The organism is Oceanisphaera arctica, assembly GCF_002936955.1.
In the GTDB taxonomy this organism is placed as follows: Bacteria; Pseudomonadota; Gammaproteobacteria; order Enterobacterales; family Aeromonadaceae; genus Oceanimonas; species Oceanimonas arctica.
Genome location: NZ_MPZM01000003.1, coordinates 27,982 through 43,495, shown reverse-complemented (window position 1 = coordinate 43,495; position 15,514 = coordinate 27,982). Strand labels below are relative to the sequence as shown.

Sequence of the window (15,514 nt, the reverse complement as noted above, 5' to 3'; positions counted from 1 at the left end):
CATCAGTGCTGTTCATAGGGCAACACCACTTCCCAGCTGTCGGCCCAGCTGATGTCTACCTGCTGACCCAGACGATAATCGAAGTCCGGATCGTCTTCGTTGAAGAACTCGGAGATCAGGATCAGCTGTCCCGACTGCAACGCCACCCGTGACTCCAGAGTGGCGCCCTTGTACAGCCGCTCGACAATACGCCCCGGCACGCCCATTGTTTGTCGATCAAAAGTTTGCGAATCGAGAGTCTGCGGGGTCGTGGTGTCTTGCGGCTCGTTGCCTTCGGAACGACTCACCTTCATGCGCACGTCTTCCGGACGCAGCAGTACGCACACCTTGTCACCGGCGCTGAACGAGTGCTTGCTGTGTACCACGCATTCCCGACCTTCTACCCGGGCATGCCAGGCGCCGGCCGGCTCGGCCCGCGCCAGCAGCTCGCCGTCCATGATGTTGATCTCGCCGATAAAGCGGGCCACAAACAGATTGGCGGGCGACTCGTAGATCTCCCGCGGGGTGCCGTCCTGCACTATCTTACCGGCGTGCATCACCACAATCCTGTCGGACATGGACAGGGCTTCTTCCTGATCGTGGGTCACAAACACGAAGGTAATGCCGAGTCGGCGCTGCAGCTGCTTGAGCTCACTCTGCATCTGTTTGCGCAATTTGTAGTCGAGGGCACTGAGCGACTCGTCGAGCAGCAGCACTCTGGGGCGGTTGACCACGGCCCGGGCGATAGCCACCCGTTGTTGCTGGCCACCGGAGAGCTGATGCGGATAGCGGTTTGCCATCTGCTCCAGCTGCACCATCTTCAGTGCCTCCAGCACCCGCGGGCGGATCTCCGCCATCGGCAGCTTTTGCATGCGCAAACCAAAGGCTACGTTGTCGAACAGCGTCATGTGGGGGAAGAGGGCATAACTCTGAAAAACGGTGTTCACGTGCCGGTGTTCGGCCGCTACCCGGGTAATGTCTTCGTCGGCGAGGGTAATACGGCCACCGTCTGCCTGTTCCAGACCGGCCAGCAGGCGCAGCACCGTGGTTTTACCGCAACCGGAGGGACCAAGAATAGTGAGGAATTCGCCGTCATAAATGGATAAATCCAGGTTGTCTATGATAGCTTTGCCGTCGAACGTTTTACTGACACCAGTCAGAGAGACCAGGGGAATAGTGTGTTCCGCCATGTACCCTTATACACCTCGATGAAAACGCGCCGCGTTTTGAGATAAAAAAGAGCACGCATTCTAGGTCCGGGCTGCACCGAAGCAAAACGAATATTTATGGCCGAACCGAACACTTTTACTGTTTAACGACTGTCTGACCCATTTTTTAATTCCCTTGTTTTTATAATGGCTTAGCGCTACTGCCTCAGCCCTCTTCCTCCGTTATAATGGCACCACTTCAAGTAAGAGACCGTATTATGAACGAACCACGATTTGCCCGGCTGCAACAATCGCTGGAGCAGGGCTTTACACTGACTCCCAAGGCTGTTTTTCAGGAGGCCTGGCAGCGTATTCAGGGCGCCAAGATGCCGATATTGCTGGCCACCGTCGGCGTGGTCGGCTGCTGGCTGCTGTTGAACCAGTTATTGGTGACAGTCAGCGGCGAAGGCGAGGAGGCTTCATGGAACCTGAGCCTGCTGGGCTTGCTGATTTCCATGATCATGGCGCCCATGAGTGGCGGCCTGGACATGATGGGCGTGCACAGATCCGTAGACAGACCCATACGCCCCAATCAGATTTTCGACTACTTCCGCTATCTGTTGCCCCTGGCACTGGCCAGCATGATCATGGGCATCATCAGCAGTCTGTTTCTGCCCCTGGGTCAGAGCCTGGGACTGCCGCCCATGTTGTCGATGCTGCCGACGCTGATCCTGAGCGTGGCGCTGATGTTCACCTTTCCGTTGATCCTGGAAAAGGGCCTGAGCCCGATACAGGCCATTACCACCTCGTTGCGACTCTTTGCCCGCCAGTGGCTGGTGCTGCTGTCTATCCACTTGATGATGATGTTGCTGTTCATGGGCGCGGTATTGACCTTCGGCATCGGCCTTGTCTGGGTCGCCCCCCTGTATATAGTGGTGAAAGGCATTCTCTACCGGGAAGCCTGTGGCGTTGAAGGCATGCCGGACAGCCCGCAAGCCGCTTCTTCAAATACCCTTTCCAATACCCCCAAGGATCGTTTCGACGCATGAGGCTCTCTTTCATCATTACCATGCTGGCCCTGACCACTACTCCGGCGCAGGCAACGCCGTTCAACCTGGGCTACAGCGGCTTTTACAAGTACATGTCCAAGGTAGAAAAAGCCAAGGTGGAGCACGCCGAGCTCGGTTTTTATCTGAGCCGCACCGACGAGCAGGGGCTATGTAGCATAGAATCCGGCATCATTCGGGTAGATGACACGCTCAAGGGGGAGGTCGAGGTGCTGCCCCACGGCCAGTTTTTACTGCCCTACGATAAACAACTGGATCTGGACAAAGCCCTGGTCGAACTCGAGGTGACCGATACCGAGCAGTGTGATATATCCATTCAGATTCAGGCTAATCTGGTCGCCGGCGATGTGTCCATGGCGCAACTACGCCAGGCAGAAGACGAAATGTATCGTCTGCTGCAGAAGATGGCCGGCTGGCCGGGGAGATACTTTGTACCGGAACTGAAGGGGATAAAGCTGCATCCGGCCAAGCCGGGGCAAACTCTGAACGGCGTGGAACAATTAAAACTGAGTGATGCCGATCTGGCTGACGAGCGCACCCTGTCACTGCCGGCAGTACGGATCACTCCCTGGTTTTAGGCTCTGAATAAAGAGGCAACAGGGTTGCCTCTTCCGACACGCCATGAACCCATCCCTAGTCGTCTGCTGGCGGCGCTAGCAGGCGATACCGGCACTTCAACAAATCGCCCCCTACAAGAGCCAAACCAGCATGGTAATAATGCATTCGCCAAAAACTCAGCATGAACCTCTATGTAGTGAAATGTTGGCCCGGCAATAATCGATACCAGACAGGATAAAATTCTGCAGCCGATCATCAGTAAACAGTAACCAACAAAAAAGGCGCCGCGGCGCCTTTTTTGTTGTCTCACATCGCTCACATCGATGGTTATTTCACTTCGATGATGTCGAGCCGTTCACCCAGTGGCGGGGCGGCGTCTTCCTCTTCTTCATCAATAAAGCGCGGCGCCACGTCCGGCTTGTCGAAGCCGATGTCACCGCCGTCGATCACGCCCGAGTCGCTGGTGATGTTTTTGAAGTCGAACTGCTGATGATCCAGCAGGTGAGACGGAACTATTTGCTGCAGCGAGCGGAACATGCTTTCGATGCGGCCCGGGAAGCGATTGTCCCAGTCTTGCAGCATGTTCTTGATGGCCTGACGTTGCAGGTTTTCCTGCGAGCCACACAGGTTGCAGGGGATGATCGGAAACTCACGGGCTTCGGCAAAGCGCACCAGGTCTTTTTCTTTACAGTAGGCCAGCGGACGGATCACCACGTGCTTGCCGTTGTCGCTGACCAGCTTGGGCGGCATCGACTTCATGGTGCCGCCATAGAACATGTTCAGCAGCAAGGTTTCGAGAATGTCGTCTCTGTGATGGCCCAGGGCAATTTTGGTGGCTCCCAGCTCGGTGGCGGTACGGTACAGAATCCCTCGGCGCAGGCGGGAGCACAGCGAGCAGGTGGTTTTTCCTTCCGGCACCTTGTCCATCACGATGGAGTAGGTATCTTCTTCCACTATCTTGTATTCCACGCCCAGCTCGTCCAGGTAGGCGGGCAGCACATGCTCGGGAAAGCCCGGTTGTTTCTGATCCAGATTCACCGCAATGATGTCGAAATGGATCGGCGCATGGGCTTTCATGTTGAGCAGAATATCGAGCATGGCATAGCTGTCTTTGCCGCCGGACAGGCACACCATGACCCTATCGCCTTCTTCAATCATGTTGAAGTCGGCAATCGCTTCGCCCACATGACGACGCAGTCGCTTGTGCAGCTTGTTGAAGTTGTAGTCCTGCTTGGCAGTTTGAACTGACTTGTCTTGTTCGGAAATCGCTTGTTCGGTCATGGTAACCCCGGCAAAAAAACTGGGGCTATTATAGTGACTGGCGCCCCGAGGGCAAGGCGCCAGTGGCGGGATTAGACGTCGGGCCGCAGTACCAGTACGTCACAGCTGAGCTTGTCGATCACATGCTCGGCGGTATTGCCGAGCAGGGCGGCGGACAGGCCAGTGCGGCCGACCGAGCCCAGGATCACCAGGCTGGCGTTGGTGGCATCAGCACAGCGGGGAATGACTTCTTCTGCCAGTCCTTCCTCCAGGTGCAGCGCTTTGGACTCCAGATCGAAACGCACCGCATATTCATACAAGGCGCGCTCATGGTGTTTCTTCACCGCGGCATTGTAGACATGAGGGTCGAAGTCCGGCAGCTCCAGCGCCATGTTGGTCGGGGTAATGGGATAGGCGTTCACCAGATGCAGGCTGGCCGACAGCAACCGGGCCACTTCCGCACTTTCGGCGATGACCTTGTTATTCAGCGCTTCCTGGCCCTTGTCGTCGCTGCAGCAGTTGACGGCCGCCAGTACATTGCCACCCATGGGCCAGTCCCGCTCCTTGACCAGTAGCACGGGGCAGGGGCTCTTGCGCAGCAGATGCCAGTCGGTGGGAGTAAAGATAAAGGACTGGATCAGCGCATGCTTGTGGGTGCTTTTCACCACCAAATCGTGCTGACCATCCTGAACCTGTTGAATAATGGCCTCGAACGGACGACTGTGCCATACCACCTTGATAGCAAAACGAATTTTGCTGTCTTCATAGGGCGTCAGCAGGGTTTTCAGCCACTCTTCCTGGCTCTGAATCACCCCTTCACGCATTTCGTCCCGCTCGGTGCTGGACAGCATGGAGGTCATTTCATAAGAAAAGTCGTAGATGGGCAGAAACAGGGTGATGTCGGCCTGCTCCTGCAGCGCGGCGACAGACACGGCGCGGTGCAGGGCCGGCTGGTTTTCTGCCACCGGATCCATCACCACCAGAATATGTTGATACTTAATCATAAAGAGTCCCTTTCATGAAAGTGATGATGCTCGTCAGACCGCCGGCGGCGTTCCGGCCAACGCGGCCAGAGCCGGCAGATCCACGATGCGAATATACTTGCCGTCCACCTCGATAAGATGGTTTTTCTGAAAGCGACCCAGCAGGCGGCTGACGGTTTCGACAGTCAATCCCAGATAGTTGCCGATATCACCCCGGGTCATGGTCAGGCGAAATTCGCGGGCCGAAAAGCCGCGCATGGAAAAGCGGTTCGACAGGGCGTGCAGAAAAGAGGCCAGTCGCTCTTCCGCGGTTTTCTTGGAAAGCAGCAGTATCATCTGCTGATCGCCATTAATCTCGTTGCTCATCAACCGCATGATCTGCTGCCGAAGCCGGGGCAGCTTGCCAGACAAGTCGTCCAGCACCTCATAGGGGATCTCGCATACCATGGCGGTTTCCAGCGCCTGGGCAAAAGAAGGGTGGCTACCGTTATTGATGGCGTCGAAGCCGATGAGATCGCCGGCCAGATGGAAGGCCGTGATCTGTTCGTCGCCCTGCTCGCTAATGGTATAAGACTTGATAGAGCCGGAGCGGATAGCGTAAAGCGCCTTCAGCTCTTCGCCAGCCTTGAACAGTTCCTGACCTTTCTGAATCGGTTTTTTGCGCTCTATGATGTTGTCCAGCTCGTCCAGCTCGTCGGTGTTAAGCCCGAGCGGAATACATAACTGGCTGATACTGCAATCCTGGCAGTGAATTGAAGAACTGTTCGCGGCAGTTTTAGTTGCCTTTATAATATTTCCCATGGCTCAACCCTGGCAGTGAATGTCACAACTGCTCGCGGCAGTTTTAGTTGTTGTTATCTGATTTCCCCATGGCTAAATACGGCGATGGCATCACAGCACAATCATAGCACCGATGTCAGGGGCTTAATAGCGTGTTAAAGCAGCGAAAAAGCCTGGTAGAGCGTGAACAAACCATAACAAATCAACAAGATGCCCGAGCTTTGACGAAACCCCGGATGGTTGAGCCAATGCCTGAGCTGGCCGGCCAGCCCGCCCAGTGCCAGCAGGGTAGGCAGGGTGCCCAGCCCGAACAAGGCCATCACCCGGGCGCCTTCCATGGCGCCGCCCGACACCGCACTCCAGGTCAGCGCCGAATACACCAGGCCGCAAGGCAACCAGCCCCAGATCATGCCGAAGGGCAGGGCCGCAACGGGATGCCTAAACGGCACAAAACGACCGGCCAGCGGTTTGAGATGACGCCAGAGGCCATTACCGAGCTTCTCCAGTTTCAGCAACACAAACCACCAGCGTGCCAGATAGAGCCCGAGCAGTATGGTCATCACCCCGGCCAGCAGCCGAAGAAATACCAGACCCTGCTTACCCAGACTGACGTCCGCCAGACTGGCGAATACACCGCCGACCAAGGCACCGGCCAGGCTGTAACTGACAATGCGACCGGCGTTGTAACTGAGCAGATACAGCCATTGCCAACGGCGCTGAGTAGTAGGGATGGCCATGGAAAAGGCCGCCGCCACGCCGCCGCACATGGCGATGCAGTGACCGGCCCCCAGAAAGCCAATCAGCAACGCAGCCCATGCATCAAGCTGAGTGGTCATGCCGGCTCTTCGGTTTGGGGGCGTCCTGTTTGTGGTGGTCTTGCGGACCTTGCCGTTGCGCCTGTTGATGAGCCACGTCGTCGTCATCAAACAGGATATTGCTGCCATGCCGATCCAGATCTTCAAACTGGTCGCTTTTTACCGACCAGAAGAAGACAGCGATAGCGATGGCAGCAAACACCATGGCGATGGGGATCATCAGGTACCAGATTTCGACGTCGTTCATAGTCTAGAAAGCCTCAGTGAATTGGTCATCACAATCAGGGAGCTGACCGACATGCCTATCATGGCAAACCAGGGAGAAACCTGGCCCATGGCCGCCAGCGGCAGTATCACCAGGTTATAACCCAGCGCCCAGCTAAAGTTCTGTTTAATCACCCGTCGGCAGCGGGCAGAGATATGCCGCGCGGTAAGAATGTGCCGCAGATCGTCGGCCAGCATGATGGCGTCGGCACTGTTTTTGGCGATATCGGTGCCGCCGGCCATGGCAAAGGAGACATGAGCCCCGGCCAGCACTGGCGCATCGTTGATGCCATCACCCACCATCAGGCAGATTTCACCGGCCTGATCACAACTGCGCAGATAGGCCAGCTTGTCATCGGGACTGGCGTGTTTGATCAGCGTGTCGACGCCAAGCCGCTCGGCAACCCGTTCGGCCTGACCGGAACTGTCGCCGGTCAGAATGGTGGTGGCGATGCCCTGCTCCCGACAGTCACGAATCAAGGCATCGGCTTCTTCGCGCAGCGGATCGGTCAGCTCGAAACGAGCCACCGGGCCTTGCTCATTGGCCAGATAGACACAGAGCTCGGCATCCTGATTATCCGGTGCCAGCCAGGCACCGCTGCCCAGATGCCAGCGGGTGCCGTCAATCAGGCCACTGACGCCGCGACCGACCCGATTTTGCCGCTCGGACACCTGAAGTCGCTCATCCCGACAAGGACGAAAAGCACGAGCTATGGGGTGTTCCGACTGGGCTTCCAGAGCGGCGGCCATGGCCAGCACCTGCAGCTCATGCAGGTCGGCCAGCAGAGTCACAGAGGTCACTGCCACCTCACCCCGGGTCAGGGTGCCGGTTTTATCGAACACGATGCGAGTGACCTTGGGCAGGGTGTCCAGCACATGGGCCCGGCGCACCAGCACACCCGAACGGCTCAGACGGGAGGTCGCCACTGTCAGCGCGGTGGGAGTGGCCAGCGACAAGGCGCAGGGACAGGTTGCCACCAACACCGACAACATGACCCAGAATGCCTTGTCGGCATCGAGCTGTAGCCATACCACATAGGTGGCCAGAGTCACCAGCAACAGCGCCGCCACAAAGTAGCGGGACAACTGATCGGCCAGAATGGCTACCCTGGGTTTTTCCGCCAGGGCATCGTCCTGCGCGCGCAGTATTTCCGATACCCGGGCATCGGCCAGGGGGCGCAGAACCCGCAACCGCAAGGGCGCCTCCACGTTGGTGGTGCCGGCAAAGACCGTATCGCCCGGGTGTCGGGTCACCGGCAGGTGCTCGCCGGTCAGCATCGATTCATCCACGCTGGTGCTGCCGTCGAGTATTTGTGCATCGGCCGGGATCTGACTGCCCGGCGCCACCAGCACAGTCTGACCCGGATGCAGGGTTTTGGCGGCCACTTCCTGCTCGCCGGCTTCGGTTTCTAACCGGGCCAGCATGGGCACCAGCAAGGTCAGGTTCGCGGTGGTTTCCGAGGCCCGCCGCTTGGCCCGCATTTCGAGAAAACGACCGGTCAGCAGCAGAAAGGCGAACATGGATACACATTCGTAATAGACGTCACCGGTCTGGGTAACGGTGGCATAGACCGAGGCGAAAAAGGCAAACACCATCGCCAGCGATACCGGCAAGTCCATGTTCAGCGCCCGGTTTTTAAGGCCGCGCCAGGCATTACGATAGAAGGGCAGGGCAGAGTAGGTCATCACCGGGATGGACAGCCAGAGGCTTATCCAGCGGAAATACTCGACCAGATCCGCATCGGTGCCCGGAAACAAATCTTCATACAGCGCCAGTGCCACCATCATCACCTGCATACTGGCGATGCCCGCCACGCCCATGCGCAGCAGATAGGATTTCACTTCCCGGTTGTAGGCCTGCTCATGCTGATGGGGCTGAAAGGGCCGAGCCTGATAGCCAATATCGGCAAAGGCGGCCAGCAGCTGGCTCAAGGGCACCTGTTTATCGTGCCAGCGCAGCCGGGCCCGCTCTGTGGTGGTATTGACCTGAATCAATGACACCCCGGGCACCCGGGCCAGGTGACGCTCGATCAGCCAGGCACAGGCGGCACAACTCAGTCCGGTGATGGAAAGCTGTACTTCTTTGAGATTGTCTTTATCGCTGACGAAGTCCTGCTGTATCTCGGCCAGATCGTAATGCTGCAGCTGTTTAAGCTCGTCGGGAACCGCATCGGCCTTGGGGGCGGGAGCAGAGCGATGTTGATAGTAGCTGCCCAGACCACAGTCGATAATGGTATCAGCCACCGCCAGGCAGCCAGGGCAGCAGAAGGGCTGATTGAGGCCCTCCAGCTCCAGTTGATAGGTACTGCCGGTGGGAATGGTTTCACCGCAGTGAAAGCAGCCGCCCACGATCAGCTCCCGGCGCGAATGATCAGCCGATCGGCTATCGGCAGGCTGATGCGTTTTTGCATGCGCCAGTGGCCATCGAAGGCCTCAATCTGCAGGTTCCACTGGCCCTTCATCAAGGGCTGATCCAGCCGCTCTCGATACACACCGCTCGCGTCGCTGGTCATCAGCATCTGTTGATCCTGCTTGGCCAGGGTAGGGTGGGTGAAGTACATCCGTACCGCCTCACCATTATTATGCTGACCTTCAATCTTGAGTGCGAGCTGACCACCCTGATAGCTCAGTTCGGCCACCAGACCCAGATCGGCGGCCTGTTTCAGCTCGCTGAGATCCTGGTTGATGGCCCGGCCTTTTTTGTAGTAGTCATCGACCACCATGCTGTCGGCCCCGGAGCTTGCCAGGTAAAAGGTATAAAGGCTGGCCGCAACCGCACACAGCGGCAATACGATAAGAAACCAGGGCCAGAACTGCTGATACCAGGGACGTTGCATAACCAATTCCTACGACAAAAAAAGCGGCGTCTAATATAACAAAAAAAAGCCCCGACCAGCGGGGCTTTTTCACCAAAGCCCGGTGGGCCTTATTTACTGTTGTTCAGGCTGTAAACATAAGAGGCGAGCAGATGTACCTTGTCTTCACCCAGAATGTCTTTCCACGCCGGCATAACGCCGCCACGACCGTTACGCACGCTGTCTTCCACCGCGGCACGAGAGCCACCATAGAGCCAGATACCATCGGTCAGGTTCGGCGCACCCATAGCCTGGTTACCTTTGCCGTCCATACCATGACAGGCGGCACACATGGCGAAGCGAGCCTGACCCTTCTGGGCTTCCACTGCATCGACCTTGCGGCCGGACAGGCTAAGCACATAGGAAGTCACTTCACGCACACCGTCTTCACCGAGGCTGGCACCCCAGGCCGGCATGGCACCTTTGCGACCATGAAGCAGCGTGGTCTTGATTTGCTCGGGCGTACCACCGTACAGCCAGTCGGCATCGGTCAGGTTGGGGAAGCCGCGAGCACCGCGGGCATCCGAACCATGACACTGGGCACAGTTCTGCAGAAACAGACGCTGGCCCACCTTGGTGGCGTTTTCATCCAGGGCGATGTCGGCAATGGCACGATAGGTAGTGCCGTCGGCTTCATAGGTCAGCTCACGGAACTTGGCGCCGAAGACTTCATCGGCCTTGACCATTTCCCGCTCGTACTGCACCAGCTTGCCCTGCTCACGCGCGTCGGCAGAAGCGGCATGATATTCTTCCAGAGAACGCACGTTCTGGTTGGAACTCTGCCAGCCCAGCAGACCCTTGAAGTTACCCAGGCCTGGATACAGCGCCAGGTAGATCAACGCGAACACCACCATGAATATAAACAGGTAGGTCCACCACTTGGGCAGCGGGTTGTTCAGCTCGGCAATACCATCGTAGGTATGACCGGTGGGTGCGCCTTCTTCCATTCCCATCTTGTCGCGAGAACACCAGATCAGCAGGGCCAGACAACCAAAAATGGTCCCCAGGCTGATCACGGTTACAAACACACTTAGAAAAGTACTCATTTTTTATTAGCTCCTGCGCGATCCTGCTCAGTACCCGGGGGTATTCCGTTCGCCTCGTTTTCATCATCAAAAATAGAGCTGGCTATCGCATCGAACCTGTCTTTGCGTCGTTTACCGTAGGCCCACCAGACCAGCCCGATAAACAACACAAACAATAACAGCGTCTGATAACTGATCAGCGTTGGCTTGAGCGCTTCCAGGGTACTGAAATCCATAATCGACTCCGGTTATTTAAGGGCGTGGCCCAAAGACTGCAGATAGGCGATGATGGCATCCATCTCGGTCTTGCCCTTCACCGCGGCCTCGGCACCAGCAATATCGGCATCGGTATAGGGTACGCCGAAGCTATCCCGGAACAGTCTCAACTTGGCCTCAGTGTGCTCGCCATCCAGTACGTTGGTTTCCAACCAGGGGAATCCGGGCATGTTCGACTCGGGCACCACATTACGCGGGTTGATCAGGTGCACACGGTGCCACTCGTCAGAGTAACGACCGCCTACGCGCGCCAGATCAGGACCGGTACGCTTGGAACCCCACAGGAACGGATGCTCCCACACGCTTTCACCGGCAACAGAATAGTTACCATAGCGCTCGGTTTCTGCACGGAAGGGGCGGATCATCTGGCTGTGACACACATGACATCCGTCGCGAATATAGATATCACGACCTTCCATTTCCAGCGCGGTATAAGGGCGCAGGCCCTCTACCGGCTCGTTGGTCTGCTGCTGGAAAAACAGCGGCACGATTTCGACCAGGCCACCGAAGCTGATGGCGATCACGGTTAACACCACCAACCAGGTTGTGCTTGTTTCGACCAACTCGTGACGATTATTTGGGTTCTTCATTCACAAGTCTCCTTATGCCGGTTGGGGAATGGCTTGCAGGGAGCCTTTCGGCGCCTGAATGGTACGGTAGGCGTTGTAAGCCATCAGCAACATGCCGGTCACGAAGAAGCAGCCACCCAGGAAGCGAACGAAATAGAACGGGTAAGAGGCTTGCAGACTTTCAACAAAGCTGTAGGTCAGGGTGCCGTCGTCGTTTACCGCACGCCACATCAGACCCTGCATCACACCGCTGATCCACATGGACACGATGTACAGCACGGTACCAATGGTCGCCAGCCAGAAATGCGTGTTGATCAACTTCATGCTGTACATACGCTCCTGACCGAACAGGTTGGGGATCAGATGGTAAACGGCGCCGATGGAAATCATGGCAACCCAGCCCAGAGCACCGGAGTGCACGTGACCAACGGTCCAGTCGGTGTAGTGAGACAGGGCGTTAACGGTTTTGATCGCCATCATGGGGCCTTCGAAGGTGGACATACCGTAGAACGACAGGGACACGATCAAAAAGCGCAGAATGGGGTCATAACGCAGCTTGTGCCAGGCGCCGGACAGGGTCATGATGCCGTTGATCATGCCACCCCAGGAGGGGACGAACAGGATCAGTGACATCGCCATACCCAGAGACTGGGCCCAGTCGGGCAGGGCGGTATAGTGCAGGTGGTGAGAGCCGGCCCAGATATACAGGGTGATCAGCGACCAGAAATGCACGATGGACAAACGGTAGGAATATACCGGACGACCCGCCTGCTTGGGTACGAAGTAGTACATCATCCCCAGAAAACCGGCAGTCAGCAGGAAGCCCACGGCGTTATGACCGTACCACCACTGGATCATGGCATCGGCTGCGCCGGCATACATGGAGTAGGACTTCATGCCAGTCAGCGGTATTGCCATACTGTTGACCAGATGCAGCACGGTAACGGTCAGAATAAAGCCGCCGTAGAACCAGTTCGCTACATAGATATGCGAGGTAGTACGCTTGTACAGGGTTCCGAAGAACACGATAGCGTAAGACACCCATACGATGGCGATGGCGACATCAATCGGCCATTCCAGTTCGGCATATTCCTTGGAGGAGGTATAACCCTGGGGCAGGGTGATGATCGCCGCCAGAATAATGGCTTGCCAGCCCCAGAACACGAACGATGCCAGCCGGCCGCCAAAGAGGCGGACCTGACAAGTACGCTGCACCACATAGAAGGACGTGGCCATCAGCGCGCTACACCCAAACGCAAAAATAACCGCGTTGGTGTGTAATGGACGTAATCGGCTATAGGTTAGCCAGGGCGTATCGAAATTGAGGGCAGGCCAGACAAGCTGTGCTGCGATCAGCACACCCAACGACATACCGACAATACCCCAGACTACGGTCATGACCGTAAACTGGCGAACTACAGTATAATTGTAGTTTGGTTGATTATTAGTTTGACTCATCGTTATAGTTCCGCTTCCACTGCTGTTATCAGGTTTGCGTTCACACAGGGGTGCTCACGTCGGAAGGATTGAAGACAACCGTTTTTGGTGCTATCAGACACCCGAACGGCTTCGTTAACTTTTGGTTAACAAAGCCGTTCGGGAGACACTGAACGCACCGCGACGATGATAAATGAGTGGCTGCAAAAATAACAGTATAAACAGTAATATGATTACCACTTAACCCCCCTCATAAGGCATAAGAAACTACCTTGATCAAGATCAAGCAGGGGGGGAATTGCATACAATACAGGAACTGAATTGGCATGAGAGATCGACTGACCGGCCCCAAGCTGGTGCAAATTTTGCTGGTGTTGGGCATTTTATCGAGCGCATTCTGGCTTCGAACCTACATCGACGACGGCGATGACACCGCATTAGAGAAAGATAATGTCGAATTTTGTGACATGTATCACGAGAAATGTCGGGTGGAGCAGGGAGATTTGTGGGCCGAGGCACAATTACAGGTCGACAGACTACAGCCGGAATCACCGTTTCAGCTTGCACTGACGTTTTCCGACCCCGCGGTGAAGGTCACCCGCAGCCGGCTGGAGGGGGAGACCATGTACATGGGCACGCTACCGGCCCTGATCAGCGAAAGTACGCCCGGTCACTGGCAGGGGCAGGCTCTGGTAGGGGCCTGCACCGAGCGCAGCATGGTCTGGGCCTGGGTACTGGATGTCGAACATAATGGCGAGTCTCACCAGCTGAAGTTCCTGTTCGAAGTCGAGCGCTGAAGCTGCATCTGTTCATAGTGCCTGTCCGGAGTTGTGACTGAGCATTAAGCATAGAACAGGCGATAGTGGATATTGATAACACCGGATAATGCCGATAACTGTATTTATCGGCATTAGTCTCTGTGAATACGTTATACTGTTCATCCATACAGTCAATATCAGAAAAAGCTGCCCTATGAACGCCCCCGTATTACCGCTGTTTGATGCCCCCCAGTACCTGGAAGAGGGCAACAGTGTCGTTAACCAGCATATTGCCGATGTCACCCTGAACGCGGTACCCGATGCCGCTTTTATCTATGAACATGCCATGGACTGGCTGCTCGAAAGCCGGTTTAACGAGAACAATTACAAAACCTACCGCAGCGAACTCACCACCTTTCTGCACTGGTGCTTCGACGTCGAGCAGGTTTCTCCAATCGGGTTGAATCGCCGGGGCATCAACCGGTACGTGGAGTATTGTCTGGCACCACCGAAGGCATTGATTGCCTATCGTAACGTGGCCCAGTTTGTACTGAACAAGGACTGGGGCGAACGTCAGCCCAACCCGCAGTGGCGACCGTTTCTGGGCAAGAAAGTCGAGGGTATCGAACAGCCATACCGGCTGAGCGACAAGGCGCTGAAAACCAAGATGGCCATACTGTCTTCCTTCTATGGCTATCTGATCAACGAAGAAGTCACCGAGCGCAATCCGGCGGTCATGTGGATGCGTCACAGCCGTTTCGGCTCCAGCCCCGTCGTGGTTGCCGGCCTCGGCGAAGAAGACGAAGTACGGGTATTCAGCGATCTGCAATGGTCCTATGTAATGGATACCGCGCGGCAGCTGGCAGAAAAAGAGCCCGAACGGCACCAGCGCACCCTGTTCTTGATCTCCCTGATGTACGGCTGCTACCTGCGCATCTCGGAAGTCGCAGCCCGGCCCGGCTTTTCACCGGTGATGAGCCAGTTTCGCCGCGACGGTCACACCGGGATCTGGAGCTTTCATATTCCGGTCAGCAAAGGCGGCAAAAAACGCACCGTGGCCGTATCCCGTGAATTGCTCGAGGCACTGCAGTGTTATCGCCGTTATCTCAAGCTGTCACCCTTGCCCGCACCCAACGATGCCACGCCGCTGTTTGTTCGCCACAAGGCCGCCGGTCGGGGGCGGGATCAGGGCCTGATCAACGCCAACCTCGGCATACGCCAACTGCGCGACCTGCTTAACGAACTGATGGCCGACGCCGCCGATGCCGCCGCACAGGACGGTTTCGATCAGGACGCCAGTGAGATGCGCAGTTTGACCGTGCACAGCATTCGCCACACCGGCATCACCCACGACATCAATTACAACGGTCGTCCGCTGTCTCACGTGCAGGCCGATGCCGGCCACGACAGCATAGACACCACCTCGCAGTATCTGCACACCGGCAAGGTCGAACGCCATGAAAGCGCCGCCGGTAAGCGACTGGACAGGCTGAAAATCGAAGCGGAATAACGAGGGTAGAAAAGCAGGTTCCGATCCTGCTTTTCACAGAGCTACTGCGTAACTGAAATTAATTTAACATAATATACATTATGCGAAGTTAAAGAAGCTATTGCTTAAGAGCATGAAACCCATTTGTGAGTTCCAGTTTCAAATGGGATTTTTCCACTTAAGTGAAACTCTTAATTTTCAGGTGCTTATATGAAAAAACTAATAATTTCATAGCCATTTTTAACAATTTC

At 56.3% G+C, this 15,514-nt stretch carries 16 protein-coding genes; 4 read left to right on the top strand and 12 right to left on the bottom strand.

The genetic code is table 11. The features are described from left to right. Positions 1-2: 2 nt before the first annotated feature. Positions 3-1,169: a spermidine/putrescine ABC transporter ATP-binding protein PotA gene (gene potA / locus UN63_RS02300; protein WP_104485169.1), complete on the bottom strand. Its 1,167-nt coding sequence runs from the start codon at positions 1,167-1,169 to the stop codon at positions 3-5. 236 nt (positions 1,170-1,405) lie between these two features. Here potA and UN63_RS02295 point away from each other — a divergent pair, with 236 nt between their 5' ends. Together UN63_RS02295 and UN63_RS02290 are read left to right on the top strand one after the other, a co-directional pair. Continuing rightward, a complete protein-coding gene (locus tag UN63_RS02295; RefSeq protein WP_181068150.1) occupies positions 1,406-2,176 on the top strand; it encodes a DUF2189 domain-containing protein in 771 nt (256 codons plus the stop codon). Continuing rightward, positions 2,173-2,772: a DUF2987 domain-containing protein gene (locus UN63_RS02290; protein WP_104485168.1), complete on the top strand. Its 600-nt coding sequence runs from the start codon at positions 2,173-2,175 to the stop codon at positions 2,770-2,772. Before UN63_RS02295 ends, UN63_RS02290 begins: the two co-directional genes overlap by 4 nt. Before the next feature lie 307 nt (positions 2,773-3,079). Here the strand turns inward: UN63_RS02290 and ttcA are convergent, their stop codons facing one another. The 11 genes from ttcA to ccoN form a co-directional block, all read right to left on the bottom strand. After that, positions 3,080-4,033, bottom strand: a complete 954-nt coding sequence (ttcA, locus tag UN63_RS02285; protein WP_104485167.1) for a tRNA 2-thiocytidine(32) synthetase TtcA — start codon at positions 4,031-4,033, stop codon at positions 3,080-3,082. Positions 4,034-4,104: 71 nt separating this feature from the next. Next, positions 4,105-5,016, bottom strand: coding sequence for a universal stress protein UspE (gene uspE, locus UN63_RS02280; protein WP_104485166.1), 912 nt, complete (start codon positions 5,014-5,016; stop codon positions 4,105-4,107). 33 nt (positions 5,017-5,049) lie between these two features. Continuing rightward, positions 5,050-5,796 carry an FNR family transcription factor gene (locus UN63_RS02275; RefSeq protein ID WP_104485165.1) on the bottom strand — a complete coding sequence of 249 codons (747 nt, stop codon included), beginning with the start codon at positions 5,794-5,796 and terminating at the stop codon, positions 5,050-5,052. Positions 5,797-5,930: 134 nt separating this feature from the next. Then, a complete protein-coding gene (locus tag UN63_RS02270; protein WP_104485164.1) occupies positions 5,931-6,611 on the bottom strand; it encodes a sulfite exporter TauE/SafE family protein in 681 nt (226 codons plus the stop codon). Then, on the bottom strand, positions 6,595-6,837 hold the full coding sequence (ccoS, locus tag UN63_RS02265; RefSeq protein WP_104485163.1) for a cbb3-type cytochrome oxidase assembly protein CcoS: 243 nt from the start codon (positions 6,835-6,837) through the stop codon (positions 6,595-6,597). Before ccoS ends, UN63_RS02270 begins: the two co-directional genes overlap by 17 nt. Then, positions 6,834-9,203, bottom strand: a complete 2,370-nt coding sequence (locus UN63_RS02260; RefSeq protein WP_104485162.1) for a heavy metal translocating P-type ATPase — start codon at positions 9,201-9,203, stop codon at positions 6,834-6,836. Before UN63_RS02260 ends, ccoS begins: the two co-directional genes overlap by 4 nt. Before the next feature lie 2 nt (positions 9,204-9,205). Next, positions 9,206-9,691, bottom strand: coding sequence for a FixH family protein (locus UN63_RS02255; RefSeq protein WP_104485161.1), 486 nt, complete (start codon positions 9,689-9,691; stop codon positions 9,206-9,208). A gap of 89 nt (positions 9,692-9,780) precedes the next feature. Next, the gene (gene ccoP / locus UN63_RS02250) at positions 9,781-10,755 is read right to left on the bottom strand and encodes a cytochrome-c oxidase, cbb3-type subunit III (RefSeq protein ID WP_104485160.1); all 975 of its coding nucleotides are present in this window, start codon (positions 10,753-10,755) and stop codon (positions 9,781-9,783) included. After that, positions 10,752-10,970: a cbb3-type cytochrome oxidase subunit 3 gene (locus UN63_RS02245; protein WP_104485159.1), complete on the bottom strand. Its 219-nt coding sequence runs from the start codon at positions 10,968-10,970 to the stop codon at positions 10,752-10,754. Before UN63_RS02245 ends, ccoP begins: the two co-directional genes overlap by 4 nt. A 12-nt stretch (positions 10,971-10,982) precedes the next feature. Then, the gene (gene ccoO, locus UN63_RS02240; protein ID WP_104485158.1) at positions 10,983-11,600 is read right to left on the bottom strand and encodes a cytochrome-c oxidase, cbb3-type subunit II; all 618 of its coding nucleotides are present in this window, start codon (positions 11,598-11,600) and stop codon (positions 10,983-10,985) included. Between the two features lie 12 nt (positions 11,601-11,612). Beyond that, entirely contained in the window at positions 11,613-13,037 is a 1,425-nt protein-coding gene (gene ccoN / locus UN63_RS02235) for a cytochrome-c oxidase, cbb3-type subunit I (RefSeq protein WP_104485157.1), read from the bottom strand. A 305-nt stretch (positions 13,038-13,342) separates the two neighbouring features. Here ccoN and UN63_RS02230 point away from each other — a divergent pair, with 305 nt between their 5' ends. Together UN63_RS02230 and UN63_RS02225 are read left to right on the top strand one after the other, a co-directional pair. Continuing rightward, positions 13,343-13,813 (top strand): hypothetical protein, encoded by a 471-nt coding sequence (locus UN63_RS02230; protein WP_104485156.1) that lies wholly within the window; start codon positions 13,343-13,345, stop codon positions 13,811-13,813. 175 nt (positions 13,814-13,988) lie between these two features. Next, on the top strand, positions 13,989-15,284 hold the full coding sequence (locus tag UN63_RS02225) for a tyrosine-type recombinase/integrase (protein WP_104485155.1): 1,296 nt from the start codon (positions 13,989-13,991) through the stop codon (positions 15,282-15,284). Positions 15,285-15,514: the final 230 nt, after the last annotated feature.